The following is a 13,583-nucleotide window of genomic DNA, read 5'->3' as shown; positions in this document are numbered from 1 at the left end:
TTAAATATGATCATAAAAATTCTAACTTATGCTCAGAGTGAACTAAAGTCGGTTTTTTGGCGTAATGAAACTTGCGATTGTAAGTGTAGTGTGCACGCAATGAGAAGATTCTCACCATAATGGGCTTTACTTTTTCATCGAAAAATAGCGAGAAGATGAACATTATTGATGAGTTTGATCAGACGCTTAGTTAAATTTTGAGCCGTTCAAGTGCTGGGGTTGCCAATTATAATTCACCCTTTGATCCTTTAATTTATAGGTTTGATTAACAATGAATTTATTTACTTAATTTGTTAGCAGTCTGTAATGGGGGCGTTTATTTCAGCTACAGTTAAGTGGTTTCTTTAAATATAAAGGTGAGTTGTACAATTATGCTGCTTTCACTCAAAAATAAGTTAATGCTGGTTATATCGATAATAACAACCCTGTTTACGCTTGTATCGGTGTGTATTATTGCTTATTTTTCTATCGCAAGTATGAAAACCGCTGCAATCAACAAAGCGGAACAAGATTTAGTGTCAAAACGAGTGTTAATAACAAAAGAGCTTAATAACTATATTGGCACCATAGAAAAGCAAGCCGTGGTAATGGCAAAAGATGTGTCAACTCAAGAAGCTGCATCTGGCTTTAGTCATTTTTTTGGCAACAAACAGCGCTATAGAGTCAAAAAATGAACTAAGCCGTTATTATAACCAGCAATTTTTAAACGCTTATAATACGCAAAATATTAAGTCTATCGATCCCCAAGCCTTATTTAATAAATTAGCGCCATTATCTTTGGATTTTCAAGCAAAATATATCGCGTCAAACCAATATCCTTTAGGTGAAAAAGACACACTTGATGCCCTCAGGGACGGTACTCAATACGATGACCTTCATCAAAGATACCATCCCTCAATCCGCACATTTTTAAAAGAATTTGGCTATTACGATGTATTTATTGTTGAACCCGACACCGGCTATGTGGTGTACAGCGTCTTTAAAGAAGTAGATTTTGCCACCAGTTTAAAAAATGGGCCATATAGCCAATCGGGTTTAGCCACAGCCTACAATGGCGCAATGTAATTAGCTGATGGCGAAACATTTATCACTGATTTTGAACCTTATCTGCCGTCTTATAATAATACGGCCAGTTTTATTGCTACGCCGATTTTTAAACAAAACCAACGAGTGGGTATTCTTATTTTTCAAATGCCAATTAACAGAATCAATAATCTAATGACTCAAAATCAGTAATGGCAAGACAATGGCTTTGGCCAGAGCGGTGAGACTTATTTAATTGGTAAAGATAAAACATTAAGAAACGAAAGCCGATTTTTTGTCGAAGATAAAAAAGGCTACATCGCTTTAATGAGTCAAACCAAGTTACTTGATACTAAGTTGTTAGAAAACAAGCAAACATCCATTGCAATTCAACCTGTTAATACTGTGGGTGCTCAAAAAGCACTAAACGGTGAGACCGGATTTGAAAAATTTAATGATTATCGTGGTGTGCCAGTATTTAGTTCATTTGCTGCGGTCAAGGTGGGCCAACAACAATGGGCTATTTTATCTGAAATTGATGAAAGTGAAGCGCTTGCGTCTGTCAATGAGTTAACTCAGTACATTTGGCAAATTGGTACGTTACTTGTTTTAGGTGCCATTGGCGCTGCGTTAGTTTTTGCACTTGTTTTATCACGCTCGCTTGCCTTGCCATTAAATCAATTGGCCGAGCGTTTTGCATTACTATCAGCTGGGCAAGCTGATTTAACGGTAAGATTAGACTATTCAACAACCGCTGAGATTAACCAAATTGTGACCGGATTTAATGGTTTTATGGGAGTGATCAGTCAGGTATTTATCAATGTGAAAGATTCAACCTCTCGAATATCCTCAACAGGTACAGAGCTTCGTATTACCTCAGAGCAAACCAGCCAGACACTTAAAGAACAAAAAGACTCGATTATAAAAGTACAAGAGTCCATTGAGCAATTTACTCTCTCGGTGAGCGAAATTACTCAGCAAGCGAAAGAGGCGATGAGTGAGGCCAATGAAGCACAAGCAAAAACACAAGAAAACTCAGAACGAGCAAGTTTAGCTTCTGAGAACATCAAACATTTAGTTCAAGAAGTTGATAATTCATCAAAAACCATTAAAGAACTGCAAGTCAGTGTTCAAGACATTGGTGAAGTGTTAGGTGTCATTAACGCAATTGCAGAGCAAACAAATTTACTTGCGTTAAATGCGGCTATCGAAGCAGCAAGAGCGGGTGAACAAGGCCGTGGGTTTGCCGTTGTGGCCGATGAGGTGCGAAGTTTAGCCTCAAGAACGCAAGAGAGTACCGTGACTATTCAGCGCCAAATTAATAAACTCACTGAAGTGGCTGGGACCGCATTTGATTCGATGGAGCGAGCCAGTATTTCGGCAGAAGGTGGCATCCATCTTGTGGAAAACGTGAACGAATCACTGCATGAGTTAAAAGAAGTGATGCAGCGGTTAAATAATATGAATTCTGAAATTACCTCAGCAACACAAATGCAGGGTTACACCATTGCTTATATTCAGGAAAGCGCGGAAGAATTAAAGTTAAGAGCCCATGAAATTACCGAGTCTTCGGGCCATGTTACCAGTGCCGCAAGTGAATTATCTATGGTGGCTGAGACGTTAAAAAGTGAAACTGACGGCTACAAGGTGTAATGCGCCACAAAATGAAAAATGTGAGTGTTAATTCACATGGCTGAGCCGTTCAATATGCTGTTAGGCAGCAGAGGAAGCATGTTACAAATCAATTGTTGGGTTGTTGGCACTTGCCGGCAACCCAATATTTTAAATAATGCTAAAGAGTAATAGCGAATTTATATTTAAGGTTACTTACAGGTTTACTGGTGTGGCAGATGGTGCAATATCTTTTTTAAGAACTAATACAGCCAGATAAATAAAACCAAGCGGTGGGATTAGTGTTAATACACCCCCTAAAAATCCTGCTATAACAGGGTTTTGCGTTTTACGGCGGCCTAAGTAATAACATACTGCGCCCATAATCAATGCTAATAAAAATATAATCTGACCTAATAGTGTTCCGTTGATATTCAAAATAATGCTCCTTGCAAATTAATATTAAGTTATAAAACCTCTTAAGCCTATATTAGTTCCTATTTTATTTCAATGATTTTATCAATAGAGATATAAACAGCCTGCTTGACCACTAAATACAGTGAGGCGTGGCGCTATACCGAGGTATGGTGAGATAAAAATAAGGAGTCCAATTTGCAAAATCACTCACGAAAGGTTAACACGCCCAAGTAACGTATAGTGGTTAAATGATATTTTGCTAATACAACAGATGAAACGTATCGAAACGGTAATTGATTCAATTGTTCAAAATACCTAGGCGATGTATTGGATCTTGTTGTAAAGACCCGATAGTTCGAATCTAGCGGGTCAGTTAGCTGTTTTATGTGTGATTAAATAACTTTGATTACTTGCTCTGCCGCAAGGCGTGATTTTGGTAGGGCAGCATTATAGTCTTCACTTGGTAAGTGATAGCCTAACGCAAGCGCCACATCACACACATAACCGTTTAACTCGTCTTTAAAAATTTCACCGATCAGGACGCTATCAACGCCTTCCATAGGGGTAGAATCAACCCCTAAACGGGCTGCTGCATGCATGGTATTACCCAGTGCGATATAGGTTTGTGCTTTGGTCCATGTTGCATTGTTGCCGTTTTCATCAGTGTTTAAGTCAACAAACGCAAATGCGCCAAATGCTTGTTCGCGATTTTCAGCTTTGGTACGGCCATTTTTTATGTCGGCCTCAATCACTTGGGCATAATTTTCGCGGCGATACTGCGGTTGATGCGCAAACAAAATAATATGCGAAGCAGCTTTGATATGCGGTTGATTAAACTGAAATTTATTAGCAAAAGAGTCATGCATGCGCTGCTTAGCTTCATGAGACTCAATCACAATAAATTTCCATGGTTGTGAATTAATGGATGACGGCGATAAGCGCATCGCTTCGTAAATTACGGCTAAATCTTCAGGTGCAATTCGTTTGGTTGCATCGTATTTTTTGGTGGTATAGCGTTTGTTAAGATCGCTAATAATTGGGTGTGTCATGAGGCTCTCCTCGGCAAATTAATGGGGTAAAATCAGAGTGATTGTGCGGCTATGGTAGCCCTTGCTTTGTTGTAGTTAAATAGGATAATGATTGAATCATTATCAAAAAAATATAGATAATATGCTGATTGAAGACTTACAACTGATTTTAAAAGTGGCTGAGTTTAGAAGTATCACCTTAGCTGCAGCAAAACTAGATATGCGTATTGCCACCGCAAGTGCGGCCATTAAACGTGTTGAAGCGCAGCTTGGTACACAATTATTTGTCCGTACTACGCGCCATTTAAGGCTTTCGGCCGCAGGAGAGCGTTATATTCCACAGTGCGAACAAGCGCTTATGGTGCTTGAACAAGCAAAGCAAAATTTAAAAGGTGAGCATGATGAAATTGAAGGGGAGCTGCGTGTGGCGCTCTCCTCTGATTTAGGGCGCAATTTAGTGATCCCCTGGATAGATGAGCTGATGGATAACTATCCTAAAGTGAGTTTACGCACACACATTAGTGACAGTAATATTGACTTTTATCGTGACTCTGTTGATATTGCGCTGCGCTATGGCTCCCCAAGTGATAGCACTATGTATGGCTTTAAAATTTGCCAAGTGCCACGCTTATTATGCGCCACCAAAGACTATCTTGACCAACATGGCTATCCCGAGCATCCTGATGAGTTAAACCAGCATCAAGGGCTGTTTTATCAGCTGCAAGATATCATAAATGATGTATGGGAATTTACTGATGGCACGACCAAGTTTAAAGTAAAAATGCAGGGGCGTCGGGCATCCAATGATGGCGATTTGGTGCGGCGTTGGTGTGTGGCAGGCAAGGGATTAGCGGTTAAATCGGCGCTTGATATGGCACCTGATTTACTCAACGATAACCTGGTGTCGATTATGCCTAATTACCCCCATGTGAGTGGCGAGCTTTGGTTGATTTGCCCCAGTCGCCAATCAATTACCCCTGCGGTGCGGTTGTTACGCGATGTGTGCCGAGCAAAAAGTGCAGACCTATTAAATCGCCTCGTTGAAAAAGGTATTTTGGATAAAAAAGCGCTGGTGTTTTAGGCCATTTTTAATGGCCCAAAGGCTTTATCTAGAACAAATATTTATAAGTTCAGCCAGTTTACCTACAGGCTAAACTGGCTCACCGAGCACTAAGAGGTGCTGATAAGTCTTAAAATAGTCGCTCATAAAGCGTTCGGCCTTGTCGCTAATGGTATCAGTATTGCTCTGCGACATCGGTACATTAATTAAGCCATCGGCTTCAAAACAAATCACCTTACCATTGCCTTTACCATCAAGATAAATAAAACCGGTGTAAGCACGCGCTTGCCCTTTTAAGCTAAAAATAACCTGCTCATTTAAGCGATATATGCATTGGTACGTATGCGCATCACGCCAAATGGCATCATCAAGCGCATTGGGTTGCACTAACTTTTGTTTTAGTTGCAGCCATTGCTGTTGGCTATGATTGGCCTTGTTAAGCAGGGTTTGGTTACGCTCTTTGAGTTCTTTGATTTTTGCACGCACTTTTTTGGCTGTGGGGGCAATGGTTTTAAATTCGGCCAATTGTTTTTTGTATTGCTCTAGAGCGTTGTTGACGCCCGTGTTGGCAACGGTTTCAGTTTGACGTGCCACTAACTGTGTTTGTAAGGCATCGCGCTCAACCACTAATTGCAAATTTTTGGCTTGTAACTGGGTGATGTGCTCTTGCAGGGCATTGATTTGCTGTTTTGACTGTTCTAAGGATGTATGCAGGTGTTCAAATTCAGACACATCCTGATTACACGACGTGATCAGCGCTTCAAGGATATCGCTGGTTTCAAGCGCTTGATTAGAAAGCAAACTGGCTAATGCGGTATTCATCACTAAGGCTCACCTTTTAAAAATTAAATTCATGTCTGCGCGCGCAATTAGACCGATCCGCGCAAGCTGTACTTTGTTTTTTAAATACGTGTTTAAGACCGCAACAGTTCACCAACCCACTCGTAATGTGGGTATTTCAGATGGGTATATTTGTGCTGTAACTACAGAGCAGTGCTATAAAAGGCTATTCTTAACTAGTCAGCGTTGTGAAAAACGGAAGCTGATTTTTGTTTTTTTTGTTGGTACATTTTTTTGTCTGCTAACGATAAACATTCTGATGGCGATTGCCCTTTTTTATTGCCTTCTATGCCAAAGCTTATGCCTGTTTGGGGCCATATTGTTTTAATTTGAGCGTTGACTGAATTCATTAAAGCGGTGTAATGGTCGAATAATTCGGGTGCAGAGTGTGCTGCTGATCTGGTAATAATAGCGATAAATTCATCCCCTCCAACCCGAAAAACATGACCGTTTGTTGCGAGTGATTTTGCGAGCGCCTTTGCGCCGTATTTAATTAACTTATCACCTTCATTATGCCCCAGTTTGTCGTTTAGTAATTTTAAACCATCAAAATCAATATAAATAACAAGATACTGCTTGGGCAGAGTACTGAGTGTTTCTTCAAGGGCGTAACGGTTCCCTAATTGGGTAAGTGGATCAATGCGCGACATATAAAAATGACGATTATATTCATTTTGTTTTAATTTAAACCACTCCGATAGCGACAAAACAATACAAATACAATCGAGCGCAAGTGCAATCACTACCATTAATTCTGGGTATTCAAGCGGGCCAAAACGTTGGCTATGCGATGCCATATAATAAAGCAGCGCCCCACTGTAAAGCAGGTTACCCACCAGAAAATATTTAGCCCTAAAATCCTTTTCTTTTAGCATGTAGCAGCCAATGTACAAGGTAAAGCATATCCATACTATGGCTAAAGCATGAGAAAGGTAAAATACCAGCTTAAACGGCATAAAGAGCATCACAGTGCCAAGGCCCAGCCCAAAAAAAGTGAGCAGAGTGAGTGCTTTGTATAAGTGTATAAATCGTGTTTTACATTGAAATAAATCAGCGACAAATTGACTGGCGCACGCAATGGCAAATGGAAAAATATACATGCCGAGGTAGCTAAAATTAAGTGTGGAATGCATCGAAAAATCTTCAATTAAGCCTGATGCTGCTGCCCAACCTATGCCATGGAGCCCGACATATCCAGCGCAGCTGATGGCGATGCGTTCTTGGGTGCGTATGAAAATTAAAAAGGTTAATAGGCTGAGCAATAACATAATACTAATGGCTGCCAAAGAGAGTGAATTACTCACACTTTGATAGTGATAAAAATGGGCTTCGTCATACAGAGTAATCGAAGCCGCGGTGGCATAATGTTTTGCTGACATATATACCCATAAGGTCCCTGTTTCACTTTGCTTTAATGACAGTGGCAGCGCTTGAAAATGCAGTAGCTGAGGTGTTTGTGAGGTGGTTAATTGTGAAAAATTTTTTAATTTTATAACCGTACCGCGTGTTGGTTGCCAGTACGCTTGCCCTAAATCGACAAAATTAGCATTTGGCACTAAGTACCATGTTTTTTGGTCTTCATTTTTGATGGTCAGTTGCGCTAAATACAGGCCTGATAAGCCGACAATGGTAGACTTTGCAGGGTGTGAGCGTTTCCAAACCTCAGATGGATTTTCAAGTTCAGTGACATCTTGAGGCACTTTTCGCCATAAATAGTTATCTTCGATAAACAACGAGGATTGATGATTAAGTGTTAAAACGGGAAGTGCAAAGACTCGAGAGGAAAATACCACGTATAAAATAAAAGTCAGTAATTGACACATTTGTAAAAATGGAGCTTTCAAATAACCTACCTTACATTCACGCTTTCATTTAACACACATACTATTGTTATCAATACCCTTCGAGAGTGCCTACTTTTGTTTAATGATAGGTGACATTAATATGTTGGCGTTGAGTTAGTTTATAAGCCTAACCTAAACGAGTTGGTTTAACTTTTTATATTAGACCTTGAAATATGTTTATGTATTGGCATTAGTGGCTTTTTTACGATTAAATTGAGTAAATAACAGGCATTATGCATTATTTTAGTCAAACAGCGGCTCAGATGTTGTTTTTGGCGTTAAAAATCAAGAAAAACACGCTATTGTGTAAACTCACTGGTTGTTTAAGGAGTCTATTGGTCAATGTTATTTCTCTGCTCTTTTGGTATGCAATATGGCAGCTGCACATTGAAATTGGCCTACAAAATACTGTTGCGATAATCGTTTAATCGTTCATAACACCCTCATTTTATTTCTGTTGAAACGAGTTCTAGCTACAATTTATTTTTCGACTTTTATCTTAACTAACCTGAACTCTGGTTAACTAGGTAGCGTGTAACTAAACGTACCAGTTTGTGCACTGCCCATGCCATCGCCGCAAAAACAAGCCCGAATACTGCGGGTAAAAATGCACCAAATCCATAGCTTGAAACCACCACATAACCGAGTAAAAACGGAGCTTGGTAGACCGGGAAAAACAATGCGGCGACTAAAATAGTGGGTACTGCCAACATGGCAACGAGGTGTTGATGGCCGCTATAAAATAATACGGTAATAATGAGTGCATAAAGGCCCGCGGTTGCCAATTGCAACCAGATTTTTTTGGGAAAGTGTTCGCCGTATTCTTTGGTTATTAAGCTAGTGAGCACCCAACTATACAGAGGTAAAATTATAAGCCCCCACCAATTTGAAATTTTAGGTAAATTCGGGTCTGCAAACAAATGGTGCGCAGGCACGCCTGAGGTTAAGTATTGCCATGTTAAGGTTGTTACAATATACATGCTGACTAATAAGGTGAGCACAATGCGATGTTGTTTAAATAATGAGTTCATATTCATGCCTTATTTTTTTGGTTGGAATTAGCCAAGCGCGCTTAGCTGATTTAAACCAGTAAAGTGGGTCACACAATTTATTGCTGCTCTATTGAGTTATTTTTCACGATTTTTTTCGGTAAGCTCAGACTAAATTTAGCGCCGCCTAAGGTATCGTTTTTGCCGATAGTGAGAGTACCATTGTGCCATTTGGTGATTCTTGTTGCGATGGCAAGCCCCATGCCAAAGCCCTTAATGGTTTGGCGATGCAGCTCTCCGCGCGTAAAAGGTTGCAGCATGGTTGCGTAGTGCTCGGGTGCAATCCCTGGGCCATCGTCACTGATATCAATGCAGACTGTATCAGGGCGTTCAAACACCTCAATGGTGACGTGTTGCTTGCAATATTGCAGTGCGTTTTGTACTAAGTTATTGATTAAAATATTTAAATAAGCTTGGTCACCATCGATAAAATACGGCGTTGCTGCAGGGCGGTAGTCAAGCGTTAGCCCATCGCAGGTTTTGTTTTTTAGGCAATGTGTCACTAAGTCATTCACATTAACGGCCGATTTTGTAAGGCTTATCATGGCTTGGTCGAGTCTGGCGTAATTGAGCAGGGTTTCGACTAAGTCGACCATTTCATCGACGTTGTCGCTAATTCGTTGCTCGTAGCGTTTACGCAGTACGGGGTCGTCTTCTTCTTGCAAGGTATCGATACCAAAACGGATACGGGCAAGAGGCGTGCGCAAATCATGTGACACAGCGCTGCTGAGTAATTTAACATCATTGACCAGTGCTTCAATGCGCTCAGCCATGTGGTTAAACTCGGTTTCGATGTCTTTAATATACGAAATGCTGCCCACACTAATACGTTGATTTAATTGCCCTTCACCAAATAATTTTGCGGTTTTGCGAAGCGCCAATAGGCGAAGTGCAAGCGGTGCCAGCCAAGCCACCATTAAAAGTAGCATGACAAAATAAAATAAGCTGGTGAGCACTAAGCGTAAATCGGCGTTATCTCGATTTGGATTCAACATAGGAGCACGCAGTATGAGCACACTGGCATGGTTGGCGAGATAATAATACAGCGTTAAGTCGGTATCGGTTTCAAGTACTAAGGGTTTACCGTTAAGTAAATCGTTTTTAAGCGCCGGTGGTATAAGCGTTTGGTTGATTGACGTTAATGCGAGCGTATAAACATTATTTTTTGGCCAATCGGTAATAAATTCATTGGGATGAGGCTGGCTATTGAGCGTATCGGCCATGTTTTGCCCAAGCGGTTCTAAAACTATTAACGGATCATTTTGATTGAGTTCGCTCTGTTCGCTGTATTGGTTATACAGTGCATCAAACATCCAACCTAAACCAATGGTAGCAATTAATACCACACCAAGCAGCGATAACGTTAAATTTCGCATTGGCTTACCACACGTCTTTGGCAAATAAATAGCCTTTGCCCCAAATGGTTTTGATGCGAAAGGGTTCTTGGGGGCTGTCGTTGAGCTTTTTGCGGATACGAGAAATACGCAAATCGATAGAGCGATCGAATCCATCGTATTCAAAGCCCCTAAAATGGCTCACTAAATCATCTCGTTGCACTACCTCACCCGCGCGGGAGGCTAAAAACCACAGCACATCAAATTCATTGGAAGAAAGCTTAATAGACTCGCCATCTAAATGAACGCTGCGCGTTAATTGGTTAATACTCAAACCATTAAATTGCAGTAAATGCACCGAAGCTGCTGGCGTGCTGTGGGGTAATTCACTCACAGGATTAAATCGCTCTTGTTGGCGCAGCAGCCCTTTGATGCGGGTCAATAATACCCGAGCGCGCACGGGTTTGGTGATGTAATCATCGGCGCCCATTTCTAGTCCTAGAATTTCATCAATCTCTTCATCGCGCGCGGTGATCATAATAATTGGATTAATAAAGTCAGGGCGTACGGTTTTACAGACTTCAAAACCATCCATACCTGGCAACATGCCATCGAGTAAAACACAATCTGGGTTGAGATTTTTGATGAGCGTGACCGCTTCGTCGCCACGATGACAAGTGGTAACGTTAAACCCGCGCGCCGATAAGTATTCTTCAATCCAGGTAGCGAGTTCAACATCGTCTTCAACCAACAGTAAATGGGCGGTGTGCAAAGTGTCCATGAGTTACCTTTAATATCTGAAAGATTGGCGACTAAAATAGTCGCCATGAGAGCCGTGGTTTCCCTTTTTTCTTATGCACCCACGCAATTTTTAATTGGCTGGTGGCCAAAGGTTCATTGTTTTGCTCAGCGCGTAACTCAAAATCGACATTTTGATTTGTTTTCATTTCTTGTTTAAACACGCCTTGTTGCACATTTTGCCAGCAGGTAAGTACTTGTTGAGTTTGATTGGCATACAAGCAAACATTCAGTTTTGCAGTACTTTGCCACTGTATTTCAACGTTAACATAACAATCTTGCCCTTGTTGCATTGCAATACATTGCTCAGGACTAAGCGTCATGGTTGCTTGCTCAAGAGGCTCAGCCATGGCTTGAGTAAAAGGCAAATAAGTCATTAAGCCAAACAGCACCCATATATAAGCAAGATGGGGTTTTGTTTTAAAGTGCATCATAGTGGCCACCTTAAAAGACAAAACTGAGTAACATGCCCGCTCTAACACCATCGTTAGAGAGTTGCGGGCGCTCAATAATAGTGCGATTAGAGACTTTGTTGTAACTGACAAACGTACCAAATACCCAGTCTGTGGTAATGGGGTATTCAAAACCAATTTCAGCAGCGCGGCTTAGGCCATCACTTTTAGATAAACCGCTGCGAGTATCGTATTGCACTAAGTCACTTGGTTTTGGCAATACGTCACGAGAGCGATATTGCATGCCTAGGTTTGCATAGTAACTCCAGTTTTTAAACTGTCCGTTATAGCTATATGAAACCGACGCTTCAACCCCATCGCTGCCCACATCATTACGGCTAAAAGGTGAATAAATGAGTTCTAATTGGCTGTTATCAAAATAACCGGTTGCTCTTAAGCCACCACGTTTATCGAGGTTGCGAATTTGTAAGCCTTCGAGGCCTTCAATGCCTTTGTTATTGCGTTGATAAAAGACATCAAATGACCAAGTATCGGTATTAATTACATTAAAGCCCCATGCAGGCAGCGAATACATACCATGCATACGGCGGGTGCTTAAGCTCGGTGATTCAATAAAAAAACCAAGCAGTTGTACGCGGTAACTTAAGTCGATATCAAATTGTGAACTTGGTTCGTCATCAGAAGGATAACGAAAGTCATCACCAAAACTGCTAATGGCACTTAAACCTAAATAAAAGCCATCGCGCGGGTTAGACTCAAAACGAAAATCAATGTCATTGTCGTCATCAACCTCGTCATCACGGGTAATTTCGATACTGTGCTGACGGTTTACTTTGCAATCGATTTTGCAGTTGGTTGCTTGTTCTTTTTCAAAGGTAATTAAAATCTGGCGATAATCATCTTGGGTCAGCGGTGCGTCTGTTTTGTTATCCTCATTTTTGGGTGCCTGTTTGGTTGCAGGCTCAGCAGGGGCTGGTTCGTGAGCCGATGCATAAAATGAGGGGGTCAGTAATAATGTGGTTGCCACAACGCTTGCTAAAATACTGTATTTGAAGTGTGTCATAAAATCCCTGTGATCGTTTTTGTTTGTTGGGACAAGTGTATGAGCATGGCCGTTAAAAAGACGTATCACATATTGTGCAAATGTATCACTTTGTATCGGTTAAGTGCGCTATTACAGCAAATACAGGGGGTTAACACAAGTTCACCGAAGGTCACTTAAGGCTGCTTTGGCGCTAAGAGTTAACTTTGTTGTCAGCTATTCGCGTTGTCCATCAAGGTTAAGCTGTTGTATCGTATAAGCTTGCAGGGTTTGGTGAGTAGGTTTTAGACAAAGCGCTCATTGGCGTGCAATCATTTAGTGCCACTTCGCGCCATATTCGATAGCCGATAAGATACCAACGCAGAATACCAATACAGGATATCTTCATAGCATAAAAAGGAGCTCACAATGTTACATATTTTAGGAATTGATCATATTGTGCTGCGCACCACACAGTTAAATAGCATGGTGGCGTTTTATACCAAAGTGCTCGGCTGCCAAATTGAGCGCACATTACCAGAGCTTGGCCTCACACAACTGCGCGCAGGCTCTGCCCTGATTGATTTAGTTGAGGTTGATAAATCACTGGGACAACAAGGCGGTGGCGCACCGACAAACACAGCCAATAATCTCGATCATTTTTGTTTGACGCTTAAGCACGTATCGCAAGATGATATTCGTGCTCACCTCACAGCGCATAATATAGAAGTCGGCGATTTTACAGCGCGTTATGGCGCGCAAGGTTATGGTGAATCTGTTTATATTCATGACCCGCAGGGCAATACGCTAGAGCTGCGCTGCGAACAAGCTTTTAATCCAATTAATCCAAAAGGTTAAACGAGTAATGCAACAGAAGTTGAAACAAAAAATAATCGCAGTGTGCGATAAAAAAATTGCAGCTAAAGGCGAGGGTGTTGGAGTATCTTTTTATGCTTTTTTTGCTAATAAAAATAATGATCCAGCCCTCTTGATGGAAGCGGCCACATGGTGGATCCAAACCCATCAACTCGATCACTTTGAAAAAGCAGTTAAAATTAAAGCCATGATCGAAGCAATGTAACCTTAATTTATTGCGCTATTTTAACAATCACGGTTTTTTAGACGGGCCAAATCGCCATTATAGT

The 13,583-nt window shown here is 41.1% G+C and carries 15 protein-coding genes; 6 read left to right on the top strand and 9 right to left on the bottom strand.

Features of this window, described 5'->3' with window-relative positions:
* Window positions 1–371: 371 nt before the first annotated feature.
* The 3 genes from AC3KZC_RS19265 (at window position 372) to AC3KZC_RS19255 (ending at window position 2,676) form a co-directional block, all read left to right on the top strand.
* Window positions 372–674, top strand: a complete 303-nt coding sequence (locus AC3KZC_RS19265) for a hypothetical protein (RefSeq protein ID WP_490577521.1) — start codon at window positions 372–374, stop codon at window positions 672–674.
* The gene (locus AC3KZC_RS19260; RefSeq protein ID WP_490577522.1) at window positions 640–1,065 is read left to right on the top strand and encodes a hypothetical protein; all 426 of its coding nucleotides are present in this window, start codon (window positions 640–642) and stop codon (window positions 1,063–1,065) included. Before AC3KZC_RS19265 ends, AC3KZC_RS19260 begins: the two co-directional genes overlap by 35 nt.
* 285 nt (window positions 1,066–1,350) lie before the next feature.
* Complete coding sequence (locus tag AC3KZC_RS19255; protein ID WP_490577523.1) at window positions 1,351–2,676, top strand: methyl-accepting chemotaxis protein; 1,326 nt, start codon at window positions 1,351–1,353, stop codon at window positions 2,674–2,676.
* 174 nt (window positions 2,677–2,850) lie between these two features.
* On the opposite strand, the gene AC3KZC_RS19250 is transcribed toward AC3KZC_RS19255, so the two are convergent.
* Window positions 2,851–3,072: a hypothetical protein gene (locus AC3KZC_RS19250; RefSeq protein WP_490577524.1), complete on the bottom strand. Its 222-nt coding sequence runs from the start codon at window positions 3,070–3,072 to the stop codon at window positions 2,851–2,853.
* A gap of 371 nt (window positions 3,073–3,443) precedes the next feature.
* Complete coding sequence (locus AC3KZC_RS19245) at window positions 3,444–4,100, bottom strand: nitroreductase family protein (protein ID WP_490577525.1); 657 nt, start codon at window positions 4,098–4,100, stop codon at window positions 3,444–3,446.
* A gap of 121 nt (window positions 4,101–4,221) precedes the next feature.
* Between AC3KZC_RS19245 and AC3KZC_RS19240 the strand changes: the two genes are divergently transcribed.
* The gene (locus tag AC3KZC_RS19240; protein ID WP_490577687.1) at window positions 4,222–5,160 is read left to right on the top strand and encodes a LysR family transcriptional regulator; all 939 of its coding nucleotides are present in this window, start codon (window positions 4,222–4,224) and stop codon (window positions 5,158–5,160) included.
* A gap of 69 nt (window positions 5,161–5,229) precedes the next feature.
* Here the strand turns inward: AC3KZC_RS19240 and AC3KZC_RS19235 are convergent, their stop codons facing one another.
* From AC3KZC_RS19235 to AC3KZC_RS19205, 7 genes are all read right to left on the bottom strand, one after another.
* On the bottom strand, window positions 5,230–5,961 hold the full coding sequence (locus tag AC3KZC_RS19235; protein ID WP_490577526.1) for a hypothetical protein: 732 nt from the start codon (window positions 5,959–5,961) through the stop codon (window positions 5,230–5,232).
* A 194-nt stretch (window positions 5,962–6,155) separates the two neighbouring features.
* The gene (locus tag AC3KZC_RS19230; protein WP_490577527.1) at window positions 6,156–7,823 is read right to left on the bottom strand and encodes a sensor domain-containing diguanylate cyclase; all 1,668 of its coding nucleotides are present in this window, start codon (window positions 7,821–7,823) and stop codon (window positions 6,156–6,158) included.
* A gap of 503 nt (window positions 7,824–8,326) precedes the next feature.
* Window positions 8,327–8,854: a hypothetical protein gene (locus AC3KZC_RS19225; RefSeq protein ID WP_490577528.1), complete on the bottom strand. Its 528-nt coding sequence runs from the start codon at window positions 8,852–8,854 to the stop codon at window positions 8,327–8,329.
* Window positions 8,855–8,931: 77 nt separating this feature from the next.
* Complete coding sequence (locus tag AC3KZC_RS19220; RefSeq protein WP_490577529.1) at window positions 8,932–10,248, bottom strand: sensor histidine kinase; 1,317 nt, start codon at window positions 10,246–10,248, stop codon at window positions 8,932–8,934.
* A 4-nt stretch (window positions 10,249–10,252) separates the two neighbouring features.
* Window positions 10,253–10,987: a response regulator gene (locus AC3KZC_RS19215; protein ID WP_490577530.1), complete on the bottom strand. Its 735-nt coding sequence runs from the start codon at window positions 10,985–10,987 to the stop codon at window positions 10,253–10,255.
* Between the two features lie 31 nt (window positions 10,988–11,018).
* The gene (locus tag AC3KZC_RS19210) at window positions 11,019–11,438 is read right to left on the bottom strand and encodes a DUF3019 domain-containing protein (RefSeq protein WP_490577531.1); all 420 of its coding nucleotides are present in this window, start codon (window positions 11,436–11,438) and stop codon (window positions 11,019–11,021) included.
* A gap of 10 nt (window positions 11,439–11,448) precedes the next feature.
* Window positions 11,449–12,480, bottom strand: coding sequence for a MipA/OmpV family protein (locus AC3KZC_RS19205; RefSeq protein ID WP_490577532.1), 1,032 nt, complete (start codon window positions 12,478–12,480; stop codon window positions 11,449–11,451).
* A 387-nt stretch (window positions 12,481–12,867) separates the two neighbouring features.
* Here AC3KZC_RS19205 and AC3KZC_RS19200 point away from each other — a divergent pair, with 387 nt between their 5' ends.
* Together AC3KZC_RS19200 and AC3KZC_RS19195 are read left to right on the top strand one after the other, a co-directional pair.
* On the top strand, window positions 12,868–13,296 hold the full coding sequence (locus AC3KZC_RS19200) for a VOC family protein (protein ID WP_490577533.1): 429 nt from the start codon (window positions 12,868–12,870) through the stop codon (window positions 13,294–13,296).
* Window positions 13,297–13,303: 7 nt separating this feature from the next.
* Entirely contained in the window at window positions 13,304–13,519 is a 216-nt protein-coding gene (locus AC3KZC_RS19195) for a DUF6500 family protein (protein WP_490577534.1), read from the top strand.
* The last annotated feature ends 64 nt before the right edge of the window (window positions 13,520–13,583 follow it).

It is taken from the genome of Pseudoalteromonas sp. J2K-J031 (assembly GCF_058197095.2).
This window is presented reverse-complemented; position numbering and strand designations above follow the sequence as displayed.

Bases quoted from the DNA above. Each gene is read 5' to 3' on its own strand.
- AC3KZC_RS19265 (WP_490577521.1), top strand. From the start codon at position 372: ATGCTGCTTTCACTCAAAAATAAGTTAATGCTGGTTATATCGATAATA.
- AC3KZC_RS19255 (WP_490577523.1), top strand. From the start codon at position 1,351: ATGAGTCAAACCAAGTTACTTGATACTAAGTTGTTAGAAAACAAGCAA.
- AC3KZC_RS19245 (WP_490577525.1), bottom strand. From the start codon at position 4,100: ATGACACACCCAATTATTAGCGATCTTAACAAACGCTATACCACCAAA.
- AC3KZC_RS19240 (WP_490577687.1), top strand. From the start codon at position 4,222: ATGCTGATTGAAGACTTACAACTGATTTTAAAAGTGGCTGAGTTTAGA.
- AC3KZC_RS19235 (WP_490577526.1), bottom strand. From the start codon at position 5,961: ATGAATACCGCATTAGCCAGTTTGCTTTCTAATCAAGCGCTTGAAACC.
- AC3KZC_RS19225 (WP_490577528.1), bottom strand. From the start codon at position 8,854: ATGAACTCATTATTTAAACAACATCGCATTGTGCTCACCTTATTAGTC.
- AC3KZC_RS19220 (WP_490577529.1), bottom strand. From the start codon at position 10,248: ATGCGAAATTTAACGTTATCGCTGCTTGGTGTGGTATTAATTGCTACC.
- AC3KZC_RS19215 (WP_490577530.1), bottom strand. From the start codon at position 10,987: ATGGACACTTTGCACACCGCCCATTTACTGTTGGTTGAAGACGATGTT.
- AC3KZC_RS19210 (WP_490577531.1), bottom strand. From the start codon at position 11,438: ATGATGCACTTTAAAACAAAACCCCATCTTGCTTATATATGGGTGCTG.
- AC3KZC_RS19205 (WP_490577532.1), bottom strand. From the start codon at position 12,480: ATGACACACTTCAAATACAGTATTTTAGCAAGCGTTGTGGCAACCACA.
- AC3KZC_RS19200 (WP_490577533.1), top strand. From the start codon at position 12,868: ATGTTACATATTTTAGGAATTGATCATATTGTGCTGCGCACCACACAG.
- AC3KZC_RS19195 (WP_490577534.1), top strand. From the start codon at position 13,304: ATGCAACAGAAGTTGAAACAAAAAATAATCGCAGTGTGCGATAAAAAA.